Origin of the sequence: Paraburkholderia sediminicola (assembly GCF_046027825.1) — a bacterium.
In the GTDB taxonomy this organism is placed as follows: Bacteria; Pseudomonadota; Gammaproteobacteria; order Burkholderiales; family Burkholderiaceae; genus Paraburkholderia; species Paraburkholderia sediminicola_D.
On record NZ_JAQQDU010000023.1, the window covers coordinates 23189 to 40607 of the forward strand.

General features: G+C 63.4%; 16 protein-coding genes. 6 read left to right on the forward strand and 10 right to left on the reverse strand.

What is annotated here, in order from left to right:
• The first annotated feature begins 80 nt into the window (after positions 1–80).
• The 5 genes from PQQ96_RS15040 (at position 81) to PQQ96_RS15060 (ending at position 6902) form a co-directional block, all read left to right on the forward strand.
• Positions 81–1493, forward strand: a complete 1413-nt coding sequence (locus tag PQQ96_RS15040) for a 3-oxoacyl-ACP reductase (protein ID WP_408292964.1) — start codon at positions 81–83, stop codon at positions 1491–1493.
• 2 nt (positions 1494–1495) lie between these two features.
• Entirely contained in the window at positions 1496–2416 is a 921-nt protein-coding gene (locus PQQ96_RS15045) for a MaoC family dehydratase (RefSeq protein ID WP_408292967.1), read from the forward strand.
• Between the two features lie 152 nt (positions 2417–2568).
• Complete coding sequence (locus tag PQQ96_RS15050; protein ID WP_408292970.1) at positions 2569–3870, forward strand: acetyl-CoA C-acetyltransferase; 1302 nt, start codon at positions 2569–2571, stop codon at positions 3868–3870.
• 150 nt (positions 3871–4020) lie between these two features.
• Positions 4021–5826, forward strand: coding sequence for an AMP-binding protein (locus PQQ96_RS15055; RefSeq protein ID WP_408292973.1), 1806 nt, complete (start codon positions 4021–4023; stop codon positions 5824–5826).
• A gap of 62 nt (positions 5827–5888) precedes the next feature.
• Positions 5889–6902, forward strand: a complete 1014-nt coding sequence (locus tag PQQ96_RS15060; RefSeq protein WP_408292976.1) for a DUF1571 domain-containing protein — start codon at positions 5889–5891, stop codon at positions 6900–6902.
• Here the strand turns inward: PQQ96_RS15060 and PQQ96_RS15065 are convergent.
• The 6 genes from PQQ96_RS15065 to PQQ96_RS15090 all read right to left on the reverse strand — a co-directional run bounded on the left by PQQ96_RS15065 (position 6899) and on the right by PQQ96_RS15090 (position 11358).
• On the reverse strand, positions 6899–7306 hold the full coding sequence (locus PQQ96_RS15065) for a hypothetical protein (RefSeq protein ID WP_408292978.1): 408 nt from the start codon (positions 7304–7306) through the stop codon (positions 6899–6901). The two genes, PQQ96_RS15060 and PQQ96_RS15065, sit on opposite strands and share 4 nt — an antisense overlap.
• Positions 7307–7418: 112 nt before the next feature.
• Positions 7419–8996: an FAD-binding oxidoreductase gene (locus PQQ96_RS15070; protein WP_408292981.1), complete on the reverse strand. Its 1578-nt coding sequence runs from the start codon at positions 8994–8996 to the stop codon at positions 7419–7421.
• Positions 8997–9035: 39 nt separating this feature from the next.
• The gene (locus tag PQQ96_RS15075; RefSeq protein ID WP_408292984.1) at positions 9036–9527 is read right to left on the reverse strand and encodes a hypothetical protein; all 492 of its coding nucleotides are present in this window, start codon (positions 9525–9527) and stop codon (positions 9036–9038) included.
• A 269-nt stretch (positions 9528–9796) separates the two neighbouring features.
• Positions 9797–10648, reverse strand: coding sequence for an anti-sigma factor family protein (locus PQQ96_RS15080; protein WP_408292986.1), 852 nt, complete (start codon positions 10646–10648; stop codon positions 9797–9799).
• Positions 10648–11190 (reverse strand): sigma-70 family RNA polymerase sigma factor, encoded by a 543-nt coding sequence (locus tag PQQ96_RS15085; protein WP_201083822.1) that lies wholly within the window; start codon positions 11188–11190, stop codon positions 10648–10650. The genes PQQ96_RS15080 and PQQ96_RS15085 overlap by 1 nt, the downstream gene beginning before the upstream one ends.
• Before the next feature lie 15 nt (positions 11191–11205).
• Complete coding sequence (locus PQQ96_RS15090) at positions 11206–11358, reverse strand: hypothetical protein (protein WP_408292989.1); 153 nt, start codon at positions 11356–11358, stop codon at positions 11206–11208.
• A gap of 384 nt (positions 11359–11742) precedes the next feature.
• On the opposite strand from PQQ96_RS15090, the gene hfq reads away from it, so the two are divergent.
• Positions 11743–12240: an RNA chaperone Hfq gene (gene hfq, locus PQQ96_RS15095; protein WP_408292992.1), complete on the forward strand. Its 498-nt coding sequence runs from the start codon at positions 11743–11745 to the stop codon at positions 12238–12240.
• A gap of 20 nt (positions 12241–12260) precedes the next feature.
• On the opposite strand, the gene PQQ96_RS15100 is transcribed toward hfq, so the two are convergent.
• From PQQ96_RS15100 to PQQ96_RS15115, 4 genes are all read right to left on the reverse strand, one after another.
• Positions 12261–12488 carry a hypothetical protein gene (locus PQQ96_RS15100; protein ID WP_408292995.1) on the reverse strand — a complete coding sequence of 76 codons (228 nt, stop codon included), beginning with the start codon at positions 12486–12488 and terminating at the stop codon, positions 12261–12263.
• A 977-nt stretch (positions 12489–13465) separates the two neighbouring features.
• A complete protein-coding gene (locus PQQ96_RS15105; RefSeq protein WP_408292998.1) occupies positions 13466–14182 on the reverse strand; it encodes a DUF2968 domain-containing protein in 717 nt (238 codons plus the stop codon).
• 47 nt (positions 14183–14229) lie between these two features.
• Positions 14230–15621: a sigma 54-interacting transcriptional regulator gene (locus PQQ96_RS15110; protein ID WP_093632485.1), complete on the reverse strand. Its 1392-nt coding sequence runs from the start codon at positions 15619–15621 to the stop codon at positions 14230–14232.
• 15 nt (positions 15622–15636) lie between these two features.
• Positions 15637–17418, reverse strand: a complete 1782-nt coding sequence (locus PQQ96_RS15115) for a TadG family pilus assembly protein (RefSeq protein ID WP_408293002.1) — start codon at positions 17416–17418, stop codon at positions 15637–15639.
• Position 17419 lies beyond the last annotated feature (1 nt).

Sequence of the window (17419 nt, forward strand, 5' to 3'; positions counted from 1 at the left end):
AACTGGGTGCACACTGACACACGTCCGACGTCCCCAGTAGGGACTTCCTTCAAGGCGTGGCCAGCGGAGCAACGAACAATATGAACGACTCTTATCTGAACTTCGTCAACTCGCCGTTCGGCGCGCGCCTCGCGCGCTCGTTAGGCTTGCCGAAGCCCGAGGTACTGCAACGCTATCGCGCGGACCGGCCCGAGTTCGACGGGCTGGTGGCGATCGGCGCGGGCCGCCAACCGCATCTGCTCGAGGCGCTCGCGAATCTCGTCACGAGCATCGGCGTGACCAGCGTGGCGCATGAAAGCGCGGGGCTGTGGGTGCCGCTCGCGAATCGCCATGGTCTGATGACGGGTCGTTTCGAACCGGCGGAGTCCGGTTCGCATGGCAAGCTCACCGCCCTGCTGTTCGATGCCAGCGGTATCGAAGACAGCAGCCAGCTCGAACCGCTGCACGCGTTCTTCCACGACACGTTGCGTTCGCTCGGCAAGTGCGGCCGCATCATCGTGCTAGGGCGTCCGCCAGAAGCCTGCGCGACCCCGCGCCAATGGACCGCGCAGCGCGCGCTCGAAGGCCTCACGCGTTCGCTCGGCAAGGAAGCGCGGCGTGGTATTACCGCGAATCTCGTCTACGTGGAGCAAGGTGCCGAGAACGCCATCGACTCGACGTTGCGATTCTTTCTGTCGCCGCGCTCCGCGTATGTATCAGGTCAGGTGGTGCGAATCGGTGTGCGTGCCGGCGCGGATGCCTTGCCGGCGTTCGACTGGAATCAGCCGCTCGCGGGCCGGCGTGCCGTGGTCACCGGCGCGGCGCGCGGCATCGGCGCATCGATCGCAAGCGTGCTCGCTGGCGAAGGCGCGCACGTCATCGGCATCGACATCCCGTCGGCGCGCGACGCGCTTGATTCGACCATGCGCCAGTTGAACGGCACCGCCCTCGCCTTCGACATTGCCGCGCCCGAAGCGCCCGCTCAGATCGCTGCGGCGCTCGACGAACAGGGCGTGGATATCGTCGTGCACAACGCGGGCATCACCAAAGACAAAACCATCGCGAAGATGACCGACGCCGCGTGGCAAAGCGTGATCGACATCAACCTGTCCGCGCAGGAACGGATCGACGACGCGTTGCTCTCGGCGGGCATTCTGCGCGATGGCGGCCGCATCATCGGCGTGTCGTCGATTAGCGGCATTGCCGGCAATCTCGGCCAGACCAATTACGCCACGTCAAAAGCCGGCGTGATCGGCCGGGTGCAAAGCATGGCGCCGCATCTGCGCGCGCGTGGCATCACGATCAACGCGGTTGCACCCGGCTTTATCGAAACGCAGATGACCGCGAAGATTCCGTTGACCATCCGCGAGGCCGGCCGCCGCATGAATTCGATGAGCCAGGGTGGCCAGCCGGTGGATGTCGCACAGACCATCGCATGGCTCGCGCATCCGGGATCGGCGGGCGTGAGCGGCCAGGTCGTGCGCGTGTGCGGACAAAGCGTGATTGGAGCGTGAGCATGGGTGAGCCGGGTGATCCGTTCAGGAGTGGTCACGCAGCAAGCGCGGCCCGTCCGAAGACCGTCGTCATCGAGCAGTTACCCGCGCCGGCGAAGCTGTATGCCCGCGCGTTGTCCGGCATTGTCAAACGCGGGCGCGACACGCACTTGCCGGCGTTGCGCCTCGTGCGCCCCGCCGTGATCCTCGATCCAGGACCGATCTGGCGTTATTCGCGGGTCTGCGGCTTCATCCCCGAGCACGGCGTACCGCTCACGTACCCGCATCTGCTTGCCTTCCCGCTGCATCTGCTGATGCTGACCGACCCGGCGTTTCCCTGGCCGGCGCTCGGCCTCGTGCATCTGGCCAATCGTGTGCGGCTGCGCCGGCCGCTCGCTTACAAGGACATGGTGCGCGTCGAGGTGGAATTCGGCGCGCTGCTGCGTCACGACAAGGGCCAGGCGTTTGTGCTGCATACCCGCATGTACCGCCGCGGCGAAGCGGTGTGGGACGGCGACAGCGTCTATCTGAAACGCGGTGTGCCGGCGAGCGGCAGTCCGCTCGATCCGCTGGAACTCGGGCACGACGCACTGGAGCGCATCTCGCGCTGGCAACTGCCGCCGCAACTGGGCCGCGACTACGCGAGTGTGTCCGGCGACTACAACCCGATTCATCTCACTGCGCTGTCCGCGAAAGCATTCGGTTTTCCACGCGCCATTGCCCATGGCATGTGGACGCTGGCGCGTGCCGCCTCCGCCCTGCAACCGCCCAAGCCACTCGCCGAGGCAACGCTGTCCGCCGAATTCAAGCTGCCGATGTTGCTGCCCGGCGAGGCGTCGCTGTGGAGCGCGTCGCCTTCGCTGATCGAGCGCGACCTCGAGGTGCGCGACATTGCCGGCGAAAAACCGCATTTACGCGGCCGCATGCAATGGAAGCTGCTATGAAGCACCCGCGGGCACGCGCATGTTTTCGTCGCCGTATGGAATTGAAGCCGTCTGCAAATCGTTGTTGAACTAACCGAAACACCCACGCAAAGTAAGCCTTACTTACCATTCGCACCGTTCAATAACCAGGGAACGACCCAAAGGAGCCGAGCATGTCCAACCCGCAGCCCGCCGTGCGCCGCGTCGCCATCATTGGCGGCAACCGGATTCCGTTTGCCCGCTCAAACACCGCCTACGCGACCGCGTCGAATCAGGACATGCTGACGTTCACGCTGCAAGGCCTGATCGACCGCTACAACCTGCACGGCGAACGCCTGGGTGAAGTGGCGGCCGGCGCCGTCATCAAGCATTCGCGCGATTTCAACCTGACGCGCGAATCCGTGCTGTCCACCACACTGGCTAAGGAAACGCCCGCCTACGACGTGCAGCAGGCCTGCGGTACCGGGCTGGAAGCGGCCATCCTCGTCGCCAACAAGATCGCCCTCGGGCAGATCGAGGTGGGCATTGCGGGCGGTGTCGATACGACCTCCGACGCACCGATCGGCGTCAACGAACGCATGCGCAAGATCCTGCTCGAAGCGAATCGCGGCAAGAGCACGGGCCAGCGTGTCGGTGCGCTGACAAAGCTGCGGCCAGGCATGTTTTTCAAACCGCTTTTGCCGCGTAACGGCGAGCCGCGCACGGGGCTGTCGATGGGCGAGCATTGCGAGCTGATGGCCAAGCGCTGGAACATCTCGCGCGAAGCGCAGGATGTGCTCGCTTATGACAGCCACCGCAAGCTCACCGAGGCGTATGCGCGCGGCTTCGTCAACGATCTGATGACGCCGTACCGCGGCCTTGCGCGCGACAACAATCTGCGCACCGATCTGACGCTCGAAAAACTCTCCGGCCTGAAGCCGGTATTCGATCGCGACGCGGGCACGCTGACTGCCGGCAATTCGACGCCGCTGACGGACGGTGCGTCCGCCGTGCTGCTCGCGAGCGAAGAATGGGCAGCCAAACATAGACTGCCGGTGCTGGCGTATCTGAGCTGGTCCGAAACCGCCGCCGTCGACTTTTTCGACAAGAAAGAAGGCCTGTTGATGGCGCCCGCCTACGCCGTGCCGCGCATGCTGGCGCGCGCCGGGCTCACGTTGCAGGACTTCGATCTGTATGAGATTCACGAAGCCTTCGCCGCGCAAGTGTTGTGCACGCTTGCGGCATGGCAGGATGACGAGTATTGCCGCACGCAACTCGATTTGCCGGGCCCGCTCGGCGCGATCGATCGGGCAAAATTGAATGTGAACGGCAGCTCGCTCGCCACCGGCCATCCATTTGCCGCCACGGGTGGCCGCATCGTCGCCGGACTCGCGAAAATGCTCGCCCAACTCAACAAGCCGGCCGGCACCGCGCGCGGGCTGATCTCGATCTGCGCAGCGGGCGGCCAGGGTGTGGTGGCAATTCTGGAACGCTGAGCGTCGCGGCTGGCTCAGCGCGTGATTCAATGATTGCCTTGTTTCGAAGGCTGCTGCCATGACTGCTTCGAGGACCGCTTTGATAACGTCAATGACTGGCTGCAAGACCAGCACACAAACAGATGAAGCCACGGCTTCAGGAGACGACCGATGACCCAGCCCACGCAAGCCCCGCTCTCGCCCGCCGCCGGATCCGCACCGCTCGCGAATGCGGCAGACCAGGTGCCCAGTCAGGTGGCACATCACGCGCCCAACACCGACGGCATCTGGTACACGTCCTATCCGGCAGACGTCCCGCATGAAATCGACGTCAACCAGTACGAATCACTCGTGCAGTTCTTCGACGAATGCATTGCGCAGTTTCGCGAGCGGGTCGCGTATGTGAGTGTCGGCGCAAACATGACGTATGGCGAGCTCGGCCGCAAGGCCACCGCATTCGCCGCGTATCTGCAAAGCATCGGCGTGAAGCCCGGTGAGCGCGTCGCGATCATGCTGCCGAATACGTTCCAGTATCCGGTCTCGCTGTTCGGCGTGCTCAAGGCGGGCGGCGTGGTCGTCAACGTCAATCCGCTCTACACGGTGCGCGAGCTCGCGCATCAACTGAAGGACAGCGGCGCGCAAACCATCATCGTGTTCGAGAACTTCGCGAAAACCGTTGAAGACGCGCTGCCCGGCACCAAGGTGCAGAACGTCATCGTGACGGGCCTCGGCGATCTGCTCGCCGACGGTCTGAATCTGAAGGGACGTCTGCTCAATTTCATGCTGCGCCATGTGAAGAAGATGGTGCCGGCCTACAACCTGCCGAAAGCGGTGCCGCTGCTCGACGCACTCTCGACCGGCTATACGCGGCCGCTGACGCCCGTGCGCCCCACTCACCAGGACATCGCCTTCCTGCAATACACCGGCGGCACCACGGGTGTGGCCAAAGGCGCGATGCTCACGCACAGGAACATCATCGCCAACCTGCTCCAGGCGAAGGCGTGGTCAGAGGGACAGTTGAGCGGCGAAATCGAAACGGTGCTCACGCCGCTGCCGCTGTATCACATCTATTCGCTGACCGTGAACGCGCTGATCTTCATGGGACTCGGCGGACGCAACATCCTGATCGCCAATCCGCGCGACATGAAGCGCGTGATGATGATCATCCGCCACGAGAAATTCACCGGCATGACGGCAGTGAACACGCTATACAACGCGTTTCTCGACAACGAAGAGTTCTGCAAGCGCGACTTCTCGAACCTGAAGCTCGCGATGGCGGGCGGCATGGCCACGCAGAAGTCGGTCGCCGATCGCTTCAAGGCGGTCACCGGCAAGCCGATCATCGAAGGTTATGGGCTGACCGAGTGCTCGCCAATCGTCTCGATGAATCCGGTCGACCTGACCAATCTGCGTGACTTCGAAGGCTCGATCGGTTTGCCCGCGCCGTCCACGCAGGTACGTTTCAAGAAGGACGACGGCACATGGGCGAACGTCGGCGAAGCCGGTGAGCTGTGCGTGAAGGGGCCTCAGGTGATGAAAGGCTACTGGAATCGCCCGGAAGAAACCGCCAAGGTAATCGACGACGAGGGCTGGCTCGCCACCGGCGACATCGGCGTGATGGATTCGCGCGGCTTCATTCGCCTGATCGACCGGAAGAAAGACATGATCCTGGTGTCGGGCTTCAACGTCTATCCGAACGAAGTCGAAGACGTGATCGCGGCGCTTCCAGACGTGCGCGAAGTCGCCGCAATCGGCGTGCCCGACGCGGCGCAAGGCGAACGTGTGAAGGTGTTCATCGTCAAGCGCAATCCGTCGCTGACCGCGGAACAGGTGATCGCCCACTGCCGCAAGAACCTCACGGGCTATAAGGTGCCGAAGCTCGTGGAGTTCCGCGAGGAGCTGCCGCAAACCAACGTCGGCAAGATTCTGCGCCGCGCGCTGCGCGACGAGGAACTCGCGAAGCAAAAACCTGCCTGACAGGCAAGGCGCCGGATACCGCGCCTTGCGCAATCCTTTCGGAGACACTGATGAAGCACAGCATGTCCGCACGCTTGAACCGCTCGCCGGCCTTCATGCGCCTCGCCCGTTTTTCGTCGGCGAGCACAACATGGGGTGCGCCCCTGACTGCTTCATTACGTGCGCTTTCATCACGCACACTCCTGATTGGCGCACTGGTTGGCAGCGCTGCTGCGTTGGCAACACCGCCAGCGTTCGCGCAGAACGACGACATGCCGCCCGCGCTCGACACCGGCGTCGCCGTCAAGGCGCCCACCACGCCGTCCTCGCAGGTCGGCAAGCTCACGCTCGATGAGCAGGTCAAGTGGCTGCGCGCCGAGCAACAAAGCGGCGCGATGGAAAAACTCGACGACGCGCAACTGGTCGCCCTGTTCCAGTCGCTCGATCCGCTTGCATTGCCGCGTTACATCAAGGAAGGGCCAAACGGTTACCCGTCATACGAGTTCGTCATGTCGCGCTCGGAACGCATTCACGGCCAATGGCCTGACAAACCCGATCACATGCTGGTGCGCATCGCCCACGACCCGTTGCGGATCTACGCAAAGTGGCTGCCTGACGGCGCGCACGCAGGTCAGGAAATCATCTACGACGAGTCCAAACGCACCGACGAAATGTATGGCCACCTGGGCGGCATCATGAACGTGATGCCGCTTTGGACCTCACTGAACGGCGCCCTCGCCCGTGCGCAATCGAACCACCAGGTACGCGATCTCGGTACCGAGTACATTGCCAATCAGTACCTCTCCGAAGGCAGAAAATACGCCGAAGCCGGCGTGCCGCACACAACTCAGGTGGAAGTGAAAACGATCGATGGCGTGCGCGTCGTCGCCTTCACCTTCGAAACGCCGAACGGCCAGCCGCAGTTCTATGCGAAGAAAGACACGCTCGGGCTGGATCTGCGGCATCCGTATTTCCGCACCGTCGAGTCTTATAGCAACGACGGCAAGATCTTCGAGAAGATCGTCTTCGAAAGCATCACGCCGAAAACGTTCGATGACTCGACCTTCGATCCGAAGAACAAGGCTTATAACTTCTAGCGGAGAAGGCCCGGCGTCAGCGCGAAGGCGACATTTGCGATGGGCCCCGTGCCCTGCTCGTAGCGGTGCTCGACCAGGTGGCCAACGCGCGTGGCAAGCTCCTTCAGCACGAAGTAATCGGATGCGCGTATGAGGCCGATCAGCGCCGCCGGCATTTGCGTCGGCGTTTGCCACAGACGCGGTGCAAGCGTCGTGTACCAGAGCGCGCCGATGTCGTCGCCGGTTTCGAAGGCGGGCAGATTCATGTGCGCGACGTAGTCGGCGAATGCGGGGCCGCACGCGAGGGTGGAGTCGATCACGGCGAGCGTGCCGTGACGAGCGGCAGCATGCGTGAGCCACGGCCACGCGCCACCTGCCGCGGTCGAAAGCCATGCGCTGGTCACCATGAAAGTGCGTCGGTCCATTGTTTGATCACGCCACTAGTTCACAAATGTCACGCACGGCATTCGCATCTCTCACACCTCGCATACGTGACATACCTTACCCGCTCCCCACCCGTCATCCCGCTCACGCGCCTCACGTATAACCCCGCCGGTCGCGCCACGCCGCCGGCCAGATCCCCTGCTTGCCCGGCGCGAGAATGCCGTTCGGGTCGAGTGCATCCTTGATCGTTTCCGAGAGGCGCAGCAACGCGCCGTCGTTGAAACTGTACTGCGCCGCGGCGAAATCCATATACGCGAGATGCGCGCGATATTCGCCGTAACCCGCCGCGCGCGCATCGCTCATCAGCGAACGCAGCAAAGCACCGGCCTGCTCGACCTGGTTCGCGTCGTCGCGATCGAAAATTGCCGCGAAGATGTGATGCAGATGACGCACACCCGCCGTAAAACCGCCGTAGTAATCGAAGCCATATTCCGCCGCGCGCGTCTTCACCATGGTGTACTGGCGCATCGCGTCGCGCCCGGTCGCCGGGCACACCGGCGCGAAGTCCACATGGGCACCCGCGCCGCCACGCCAGTCGAGCATGCGGAACGCGCTCATTGCCGGGATACCGGCCAGGTTGCGATCGCCGCCCGCGATGGGTTGCGCATCGCCCGCATAGCGAGCGGCCGAAAGTCTGGCCTGCGGGACGCGCGCGAATGCGCGCTGCACGATCGCATAACGGGCGTCGATCAATTCAGGGGTCCCGTACAGTGCGAAATGCAGATTCCAGCGACCCACATTCAGCTTGTCGAGCATCGCCGCCACCGCGTTCTCAGGCATGGCGCCGTTGCCTTCGTACCACTGCTGACGTGACGACACGCCCGCGGCCCGGCGCAAACCACCTTCGATCACCGCGTTGTTGCGGATCGTTTCATCGAGCCGCAACGGCCGTAACAGTTCGACGATCGTTTCGAGATCCTCTTCGTGCCGGAACTGGATTTCGCCAAGCAGATACGCGGGTGGTGCCGGCATCAGCCAGACACCGAGCTTGGTGACGATGCCGAAGTTCGACTGCATGAACATCGCATCGAAGGAAGGCCCATAGCCCGGCTGATACAGTTGCCACGCAGTGCCGATTTCGATTCCACCCATTCCTGTGCGCAACACGTCGCCGTTGGCGAGCACCACTTCCATGCCGCATTGCGCCGCCGCGTGATCGCCGTACGCGGTATAGCCAAAGCCGCGCTCGAGCGTATTGCCAACCACGCTGCCCCACCCCGCCGCTGGCGGATCGACCCAGAGCTTGTAGCCTTTGTCGCGCAGATGCGCGTAGAGATCGAAGTAGCTGACGCCCGGTTCGACCAGCGCGTAGGCGAGCGTTTCGTTCACTTCGATAATGCGGTTCATCCGCTGCAGATCGAGCACCACCGACCCCGTCAGTCGCGGCGCGGCGCCACCGTACGCGAAGTTGCGTCCGGTCGAGACCGTCCACAACGGAATACGAAATTGATTGGCAATCCGCAACACTGCGCGAATCTGGTCGACGGATGCGGGCAGCAGCGCGGCGGACGCGGAGAACGCTTCGCGCTCGCCGGGCGCAAACGGATCGAGGTACGCGGCGAGCCCGGCCGCCGAAGTCACCACCTGTGGATCGCCGACAATCGCGCGCCAGCCCGCGAGCGCGCGATCGAACTCAGTGGCGGAAACTTTCGGCGGCAAGCTGCGCGTCAAGATCTCTCCTTTGCGGCGATGCGTGCGAGCGGCGGCAAGCTAGCGGCGCATTCCGCCACCACCGCCGTGCGACATGCCTTCCCATGTTTGCGTCGACGACGCGCCATGCCAGCCGCCGCGCGCACCCATTCCAGACGATCCGCGCACATAGTGCACGTGGTCCATGTGATGGAAATGATGAAAGCGGTCGACGAAAATGACCGACACGCCCGCAGCGAATACCACCGGCGGCCCCCAATACCATGAATCGTAGTAATACACCGGAGCTGGGCCTAAGGCCAGTGCGGCGGCGTCGTCTTCGACGATTTGCCAGCTACCGTCCGGCTGCAGGCAAGCGCGGCCGCTGACCTGCTGCATGACGCCGTCGATTTCGGCCTGACCCACGACGAAACGGCACGCCAAAGCGTCGTTCAACGGCGCGTTGGCGTCAGACTGCGCCTCGACGGGCGCAGCGCATGCGGCGCACAGGCACAGACACAGACACGCAACGCCGGAACACAGCCCCGTGCCGAGAGGATGAAAAGTAAGCATGATTTTGCTGCCTCGACGCATCGGCGTTGCGACTCGCAAAGGGCGTGTCGACACCGTGAAGACCCCGTCGGTTTGCCTCGCACGGGAGCGTGCCGTCCCGGTGCGCATGCAAGGTGGGACGGCAGGATCCTGCAGCGAGTAAACGAGGCGCCGCGCGACGCTATTCCGACGGCGGCCAGCAAGCGCCAGGCGTTTCTGTTACCGCGTGTTGCAGCAGGTTCTTCTCACCAGTGTTTTGCCAGGTCCTGGTGCTTGCCGTGCTTTCAGCGCTACTGCCAGTCCTCCGGTTTGCCGCCGAGCGCGCTGCATACGTCGATGGCAATCGAGCGCAGCTTGCCTTCCGCGATCGGCCCGGACAGCGCGTAGCCCATGCGGTCGCTGACCCAGTAGAAGGTCCTGCGGTTACCGTCGCGGAACAGGCGGAACGCGGTTTCACCGCGCGAAATTCCGGTGATGTACAGCGTGAGCCGTGCGCCGCTCTGATTCTCGTACATGAACTGCGCGGCCGGTCCCGCCTCGCCAGGCAACAAACGCCCGCCTACCAGCGAGTAACCGTACTCCTGCAATGACGGCACCGACAGCGGCCGGTTCAGCCGCTTGGACAGCCAGCTGATCAGATGCTCTTCCTCGCTCGCGGCGACTTCGACGGGATGACGCCGCTCGGGTGTGTACACCGCATAGGCGACGTCGGCGCGCTCGGCAAAGCTTGGCGGCTGGCTGCCGCCCAGACCGTTCCACGCGCCGCCCGTCAGGCGCGGGGCGAGCGGCCCCAGGGCAAGCGCGAGACCCGCGCCTGCCGCGAGCCAGCACGCAGCGAGGCCCACGCGTTGCCACCACGGCGTCGGCCGCCGCACCACAATGAAGGCCGGTTCATCGGCTGCGCTCTGCCCGGCGCTCCCGCTGCGCTCATTGTGTTCATCGCGCTGTGGCGCACCACACAGCGCCCGCAGCGCCGCTTTCTGCGCACGCCATGCGGCCACTCTCGCGACAGCCTGCGGCTGCTGCGGCAGTTGTGCCTCGATCGCGGCGCGCTCCACAGGCGGCAACTCGCCGTCGACAAACGCCGACAGCGCGTGCAAATCGAACCCCTCAGGCAAGCTGGAATCGTGGTCGTTGTTCATTACGGATTTCTCACTACTTTCAACGGCGGGACTTTACGCGCCAGCCCCTCAGCGCCCCCTTCAACCGGCCCCTCCGTCATCAGCACGCGCATATGCTCCCGCGCCCGCGAGAGCCGCGACATCACCGTGCCGATCGGCACGCCGAGCGCCTTCGATGCCTCCTGATAAGACAGCTCCTCCACGCAAACGAGCAGCAGCACTTCCCGTTGCTCGACCGGCAGGCAATACAGCGCGCGCTGAAGATCGCGCAGCACCAGACCGTCGACTTCGCCATGCGGCGCTTCGAGATTGCGCCACGGCGCGCTTTCATCGTCGACGGCAATCTCGCGGCGACCGCGCAACTGATCGATGTAAAGATGCCGCAGGATCGTCAGGAGCCACGCGCGCAGGTTGCTGTTCGGACGGAAGGCCGCCCAGCGCGCGAGCGCGCGCTCCGCCGTATCCTGCACCAGGTCGTCGGCCCAGGCGCGGTCGCCCGTCAGTGCGCGTGCATAGCGGCGCAACTGCGGGAGCCACGAAATCACTTCCGCTTCGAAATTCACCCTGCGTGGCAACGCTCAGTAGCCGCCAGTGTTGCTCGTGCTGCCGCTGGCGCCGCTGGCGCCCGAGGCACTGTTGTCGGTCGCGGAGGTGCAGGCGGTCGTGGCGAGCGAGCCTAGCGCGAGCGCCAGCAGCACGAAGGCGGCCGAAAGAATGCGGGATGCTTTCATGGTGAGTCTCCTGATGAGTGCCTGGCCGGTGCGCGCGAGCCGGCAACCCGATCGGCCACGTGCGATATGCAGCGAAGCCGTGTCTGACTTAACGTGAGCCGGCGGTGATTTATTCCGCGCGCGGCATCGGCACGCACTATCTTTTTCCGCCAGCCGCACCGGAACCGCCCGCGCGCGGGTCCGACCGAACGCGGGTCCGACCGATCGTGGCCGAAGAAAGCGCTTCTCGTCCGCAGATTCGTAACTCAACGTTACAGCTAATAGTTATCAGATGCTTATGTGCGCGCAAGCCGTTATAGTGGACGGAGTTCGGCCGCCGACGCGTTCCGCCCCCACACAGGGTAGAATCGCGGCGAACAACCGTCTTACTAACCTGAATTGTCCATGGCTTCCGCAGAATCGCATCCGCAAAACGACTTCATGAACGCTGCGCGCAAAGAACGAAAGCGCGTCGAGATCTACCTTGTCAACGGCATTCGCCTGACGGGGTGCATCGAGTCGTTCGATCAGTATCTGGTGATGCTGCGCACGCCTGTCGGCCTGCAAGGCATCTACAAGCGCGCGATCTCAACGATCCAGCTCGACACCGGCACGCGTCCGGCGCCGCGAGCCGGGCGGCCTTCGCACGGCGAGCACACCACGCGTGGCCCGCACGGCTCGCGTGAACCGCGCGACCATCGCGAGCCGCGTGAACCGCGCGAGTCGTACGGCGCGCCGTCTTCGGACCGCCCTGCGTCAGATCGTAGCAGCAGCACGTCCGACGGTCCGGTGGTGGTCACCCGCCGCCGGCGTCTGTTCGGCACGGGTGGTGGCGACGGTGGCAACCATGGCGGCGGCAACCATGGCGGCAATGGCGGCGGCACCCCCAGCGGCAACGAATAAACTGCTGCCACAGCGGCCGGCTACTCCGCAGGATGGCCGAGCCGCTGCAAGATCTTCTCCAGTCGTATTGCCTGCAAGTCCGTCAGTTCGAATCCGCATTTGACCGCCAGCACGCGGCGGCGCCAGTACAGGGCGTCCAGCATGCGCAGCGCCGGTTGCCGTGTTGCCCAATCCAGGTGTTCCAGTTCCGCTTCCACCACGTGTGACGCGTTGAAGCGCTGCGCGCGTGCAGGGTTGTTTCGGTCCATGTCGTTCGCTGCCTTGGTGTTCGCTGTTCTTGTTTGCTCCCCTCCCGAGCTGGATGTTGCCCGTTCACGGTATGCCGTGCGGTATGCCTGCCGGTGCGGCAGGCGGATTGCTTTTGTTTTTCAGGCGACACACGGAAAACGACTTGATGCGGATTGGTTTTAAGTTTTGTTTTTTGCCGGGTGTTTTCTGAGCTGGTTTTTGGGGCTTGGGGCTTGAAGGGAATGCTTACGGTGCGAGGGGTTGGGGCGTTCGGCTGATGCTCACGTGGGGGCCTGCTTTGCGCTATGCTGAGTTGTTGAGCCTCTTCTAATGGAGCATGTCATGAGCAAGCAGAAGCAGCACGGAACTCATCCTAAGGATGTGGCGCAGCCCGTTGAGTCTGCGGAGGATAGGCTCGATGAGGCTCTCGAGGAGAGCTTTCCGGCCAGTGATCCGATTGCGGTTGATGTGACGGAGCCGCGGCACTTGCCGGCGGAAGGTGGGCATTCGGGGGGGAAGAAGAGGCATTAAGAGGTGGGCTTTCTTTGCCTTGGGCGGCGGCGTTGGCTGTACGCCTACGGTATTGGCCTTTTCTTGAATTCTTAGTGGTCTATTAGCGTTGCCCCTGTGCGGGGCGGCACTTACTTTCTTTGCCGCCGCAAAGAAAGCTAAGCAAAGAAAGCGGCTCAAACCGCTAATTCTTAAGCGGGTCCCCCGCGCAGCCGCGGTAGTGGCACCTCTGGAATCCGTGCTCTCGCACACTCGGCGTCAGTGACAAAGGTGTCATTAGCTCCCACTCCGCACTGCATGCGTCGCGGATGGGTTTGCGTGGGAAACCAGGGGGATGGCCGGTCTGCGGTGGGAGGCTTCGGAAACGAAGCTTTTACTGCGGGGATAGGTGACTTGCGTTACTAAACAATTTGTACATTCGATGGGGAGGGCGGCGCGTTCAAGCCGCGCTCCGCCCTCCCGTCTTGCGGTCGTCCAACCAGCGCGCTCAGTTTGTCGGCAGGCCGCTTTCCAGTTGTCGCTGCAGTTCGCGAACCTGGCGTTGCGCGGCGCGCAACTGGTCTTGCGCGGCAGCCTTCTGCTGCGCAAGCGCCGTTGCTTCGGCACGGGTCTGCTGCTGCTGTGTCGTGACAATCGTCTGCTGCTGATGCGCAACGTCGAGGTCAGCCTGCAGGCGGTTTGCGCGGTCCTGCGACAACGCAATCATGCGCTCCGTGAAGGCCTTCTGCGCTTCCAGTTGCGTGCGGCGAATCTCCACGTCCGACAGTTGCACCGTCTGACGCACAAAATCCTTGTAGATCATGTCGGCACGTGTGGCGTCCTGCGTCTTGATAACGCGCCAGAAGTTCTTCTGCTGGAACAACGCAACGTAGTACGTCATCTCCTTGCCATAAAACAGCAAGCTCGCTCCATAGCTGCCGTTGTACGTCGTGCGCAATTCGCTCAGATCCGAGCCGCGGATCATCTGCTGCAATTCCGCCACATTGCCCGCAGCAGACTGCCTGGCTTCGTCCGGCGTCAATGCGTTCGTCTGCGCCTGTCCAGCGACCGCGTTGGCGGGCAAAGCCGTCGTCGTGCCCGGCTGGGAAACAACGCCAGCGCTCGATCCGCTATCCGGCAGAGCCTGCGCATTCACGCCCTGCACGCCCCCCATCACCATGAATGCAACCAGGGCAATCTGTCGTAGTTTCGACTTTCGGTCCATGTAAATCCTGCTTGAACAGTTTTTGTTTTAGTACAACCGTCTCATTATTACTCACTTTCGCGTGTTTCGGGCTCTTCGTCAAAAATTTGGTACTTGCGCATCTTTTCCCACAAAACCTTGCGGCTAATGCCTAGATAAAGGGCCGTATCCTGGCGGCGCCAACCGTTTGCGTCGAGCGCGGCCAGCACGCGATTTCTCTCGGCCATGTCCCATTTGCTACGGTCCACCAGCACCTCGGCCGCACTCTCTGCCGGCACCGGCTGACTGGTGCGCGCAAGCGCGAGCAGCCGCTGCAGGCGCGCGGCATCCCACGCGCCGATCTGGCGCACCGTCACGCCGATCCGCTCGGCCAGATTGCGCAGTTCGCGCACATTACCGGGGAAATACGTGTCGGCGACTGCGTCGGCGAGCCAGTACGGCAGGTCCGGTAAAGCCGAGAGACGCTCGCTGCCGACGATCTGCGCGATGAACGCCTTGAAGATCGCAATCTTGTCGACGGCGCCCCGCTCTTCGAGGGACGGAATCTTCAATTCGATCACCGCAAGCCGGTAGTAAAGATCGGCGCGGAAGGTGCCGTCCTTGACCAGTTGCGGCAGATGTTTGTTGGTCGCCGCCACGAGTCGGAAATCGAGCTTCACCGGCGTGGCTGAACCGATTCGCGTGACCGCGCTGTCTTCGAGCACGCGCAGTAGCTTGACCTGCTGGTAGAGCGGCAGATCGCCGATTTCGTCGAGGAACAGCGTGCCGCCGTCAGACTGCTCGAAGTAGCCTTTGTGCGCGACCACCGCCCCCGTAAAGGAGCCTTTCGAGTGGCCGAAGAACAGCGATTCGAACAGACCGTCCGGAATCGCGCCGCAGTTCACCGCGACAAACGGCCCCTGGCCGTAGCGGGTATGTTTTTCGTGCAACAGTTGCGCGATGCGCTCCTTGCCGACGCCGGTTTCGCCGTGCACCAGCACGCTCGTGTCGCAGTCGGCAAAGGTGTCGACTTCGTGCAACAGCGCCTGCATGCACTCCGAGTTGGCGATCATCGCGTCCGACTCGTGCGTCTTGGCGCTGTGCGCGCGCAGTTGCAACACGAGCTTCATGACCATGCCGCGCAATTCGGCGCAGGTGAAGTCAAGCGGCAGGATGTGCGAATAGTCGGACGGGTAAGTCGCCGGATCATGGTCGCGCGGCGCGGCGCCGACCCACACGACGGGAATGCCGTGCGCGGCCTGCCAGTCGCGCATGAGCAGCGCGCCGCTGTCGATCACCGACACGCTGATGATCGCGAGCGACGGCCGCAGCGCGGTCCGTTCAGGCGAGATCGCGATATCGTCCGCGCGGATCACTTCGACGTCGAAGCTCGCCATGCAGCGCGCGACCCGGTCGACGATGTCGGCCTTGCCTTCCCAGACGTAGATATCGAGTTCCTCGATTTTGGGGTTGGTTCTCATCTTGTCTTGGTTACGCTAGTTGACCAGTTGCGAAACGCCGCATGTCAGCGACATGTTGTGGAGCGTGGCGGTGCCGACTTGTACGCCCAACAGTGAAAGCGTCGGGACAATAAGGGTGTTAAGCAGGCTAAATACACCTTGAAGCACCGGCGTCAGGGTGGTCGCCACGAGCGATAGAATCGGTGTAAGGAGACTGTTCAGAATGCCGCTACCCAAAACACTGACGGACAACGCTGTAGGCAGTTGCGCAAACAATGTCGCGCTCAACGTGGAGAGGTCGCTGCCGAGCGGGTTAGAGTTCACCGGGGGTGGCGTGACGTCGAAGCTGCCAGAAGAACCGTTGATGGTCACGGGCGTGGTTCCGGGCATAAGCGGCAATGGCCCGAGGCTGTTCAAAGTAATGGCGACAAGGCTGGCGCTTGCCAGCAACGAGACGGACGCAACGTTGACGGAGCCTGTGCAGGCCGCGTTCGCGCCCAAACAAACCGTTGCGATGCCCGGCGTCACCAGGATCGTGGCCTGGGTCGCCGCCTTGGTGCTTTCGCAATCGACCGGATTCAATGTCGCTGTGCCCGGCGCGACCGCCAGTGTCAGCACTACCGGTGTACTGAGCACCGAGATTGTAGCGATACCCAGGTACAACGGCGGCAGCGGCGCCAGACTGAGGTTCAGGTTGACCGCTGCGGTGCGCGCAGTCGTGCGGAAGTTGGTGGCCCCATTGACCGTGCCGCCCTCGCCCACCGCCAGCGCCGGTGGATTGAGGATCTGCAGCGAAATATTGGCCAAACCTGCCAGGCTGGCCGCCACGTTGATCACCGGCGCGTTAGCCGCGGTGCCGTCCGGACTGCGCTGCGCGATCTGCGCGGCGACCATCACCGCGTCGAACGCGTTGATGGTCGCGGTCGTCGCGGCATTGGGATTGGCGAGCCCCAGCGCGAGCAAGCCGGGCGCGGACTTGCCGCCATCTCCCACGGTGATGTTCTGACCGCCAGGAATCGCGACGGCTAGCGTCTGCAGAATCGCCGCATTCACGGTATCGCCGCCGGCCTGCAACGCCTGGACCATCGCGACCATCAGCGTCTGGTAACTCACCGTCGTGGCAAGCAGGCCTTGCATGTTTGCCGCGCCCAGCGCGACCATCAGATTCTGAAGCGAGATATGCGCGGTGGCGAGGCTCTGCATGTCGCCCAAGCTGAGCGACACGCTCGTGTTCAGCAACCCACCAAGGATCGCGTTCAATAGCGCCGATTGTTGGGTGTTGATCGTCGCGATGCCGGTACTGAGCGAGAACGCGTCGATGTTGGACGCCAGCGCGGTGGATGTCGCCGTCACGTTGCGCGATGGCCCGAGGAAGAAATAAGGTACGGTCTGGGTCGTCTGCACCTGCACCGCATTGAACGGGTTACCGGTCGTGCCGAAGTAGGTGCTGGTGCTCGTATCCCAGCGGCCGCAGGTCAAGCTGAGGATGGTGGTGGTGCCGTTAGCGGCGAAACCGTTGGACGCCGCATTCTGCTGCGCCGCCGTGGTCGCCGTCGTGCAGGCGCCCGGCGTGCTAAGGACCTGAACCGCAGCCATCGCCGCCAGATCCGCCGTGCGCTGTAACTGCCGGCGCACGAAATACAGATTGCCAATGTCGATCGCCCCGAGCGCCGCGATCGCGATGCTCAGCCAGATCACCGCCAGAACCGCGACCGCGCCATGCTGGCGGCGCGCGCCAGGCATCGACGCGCCACCACGCCGCGCGCGAAGCGAGCGCGGATAGCGAGTAGCCACGGCAAAGGTCGAGGGTTTGCGCATA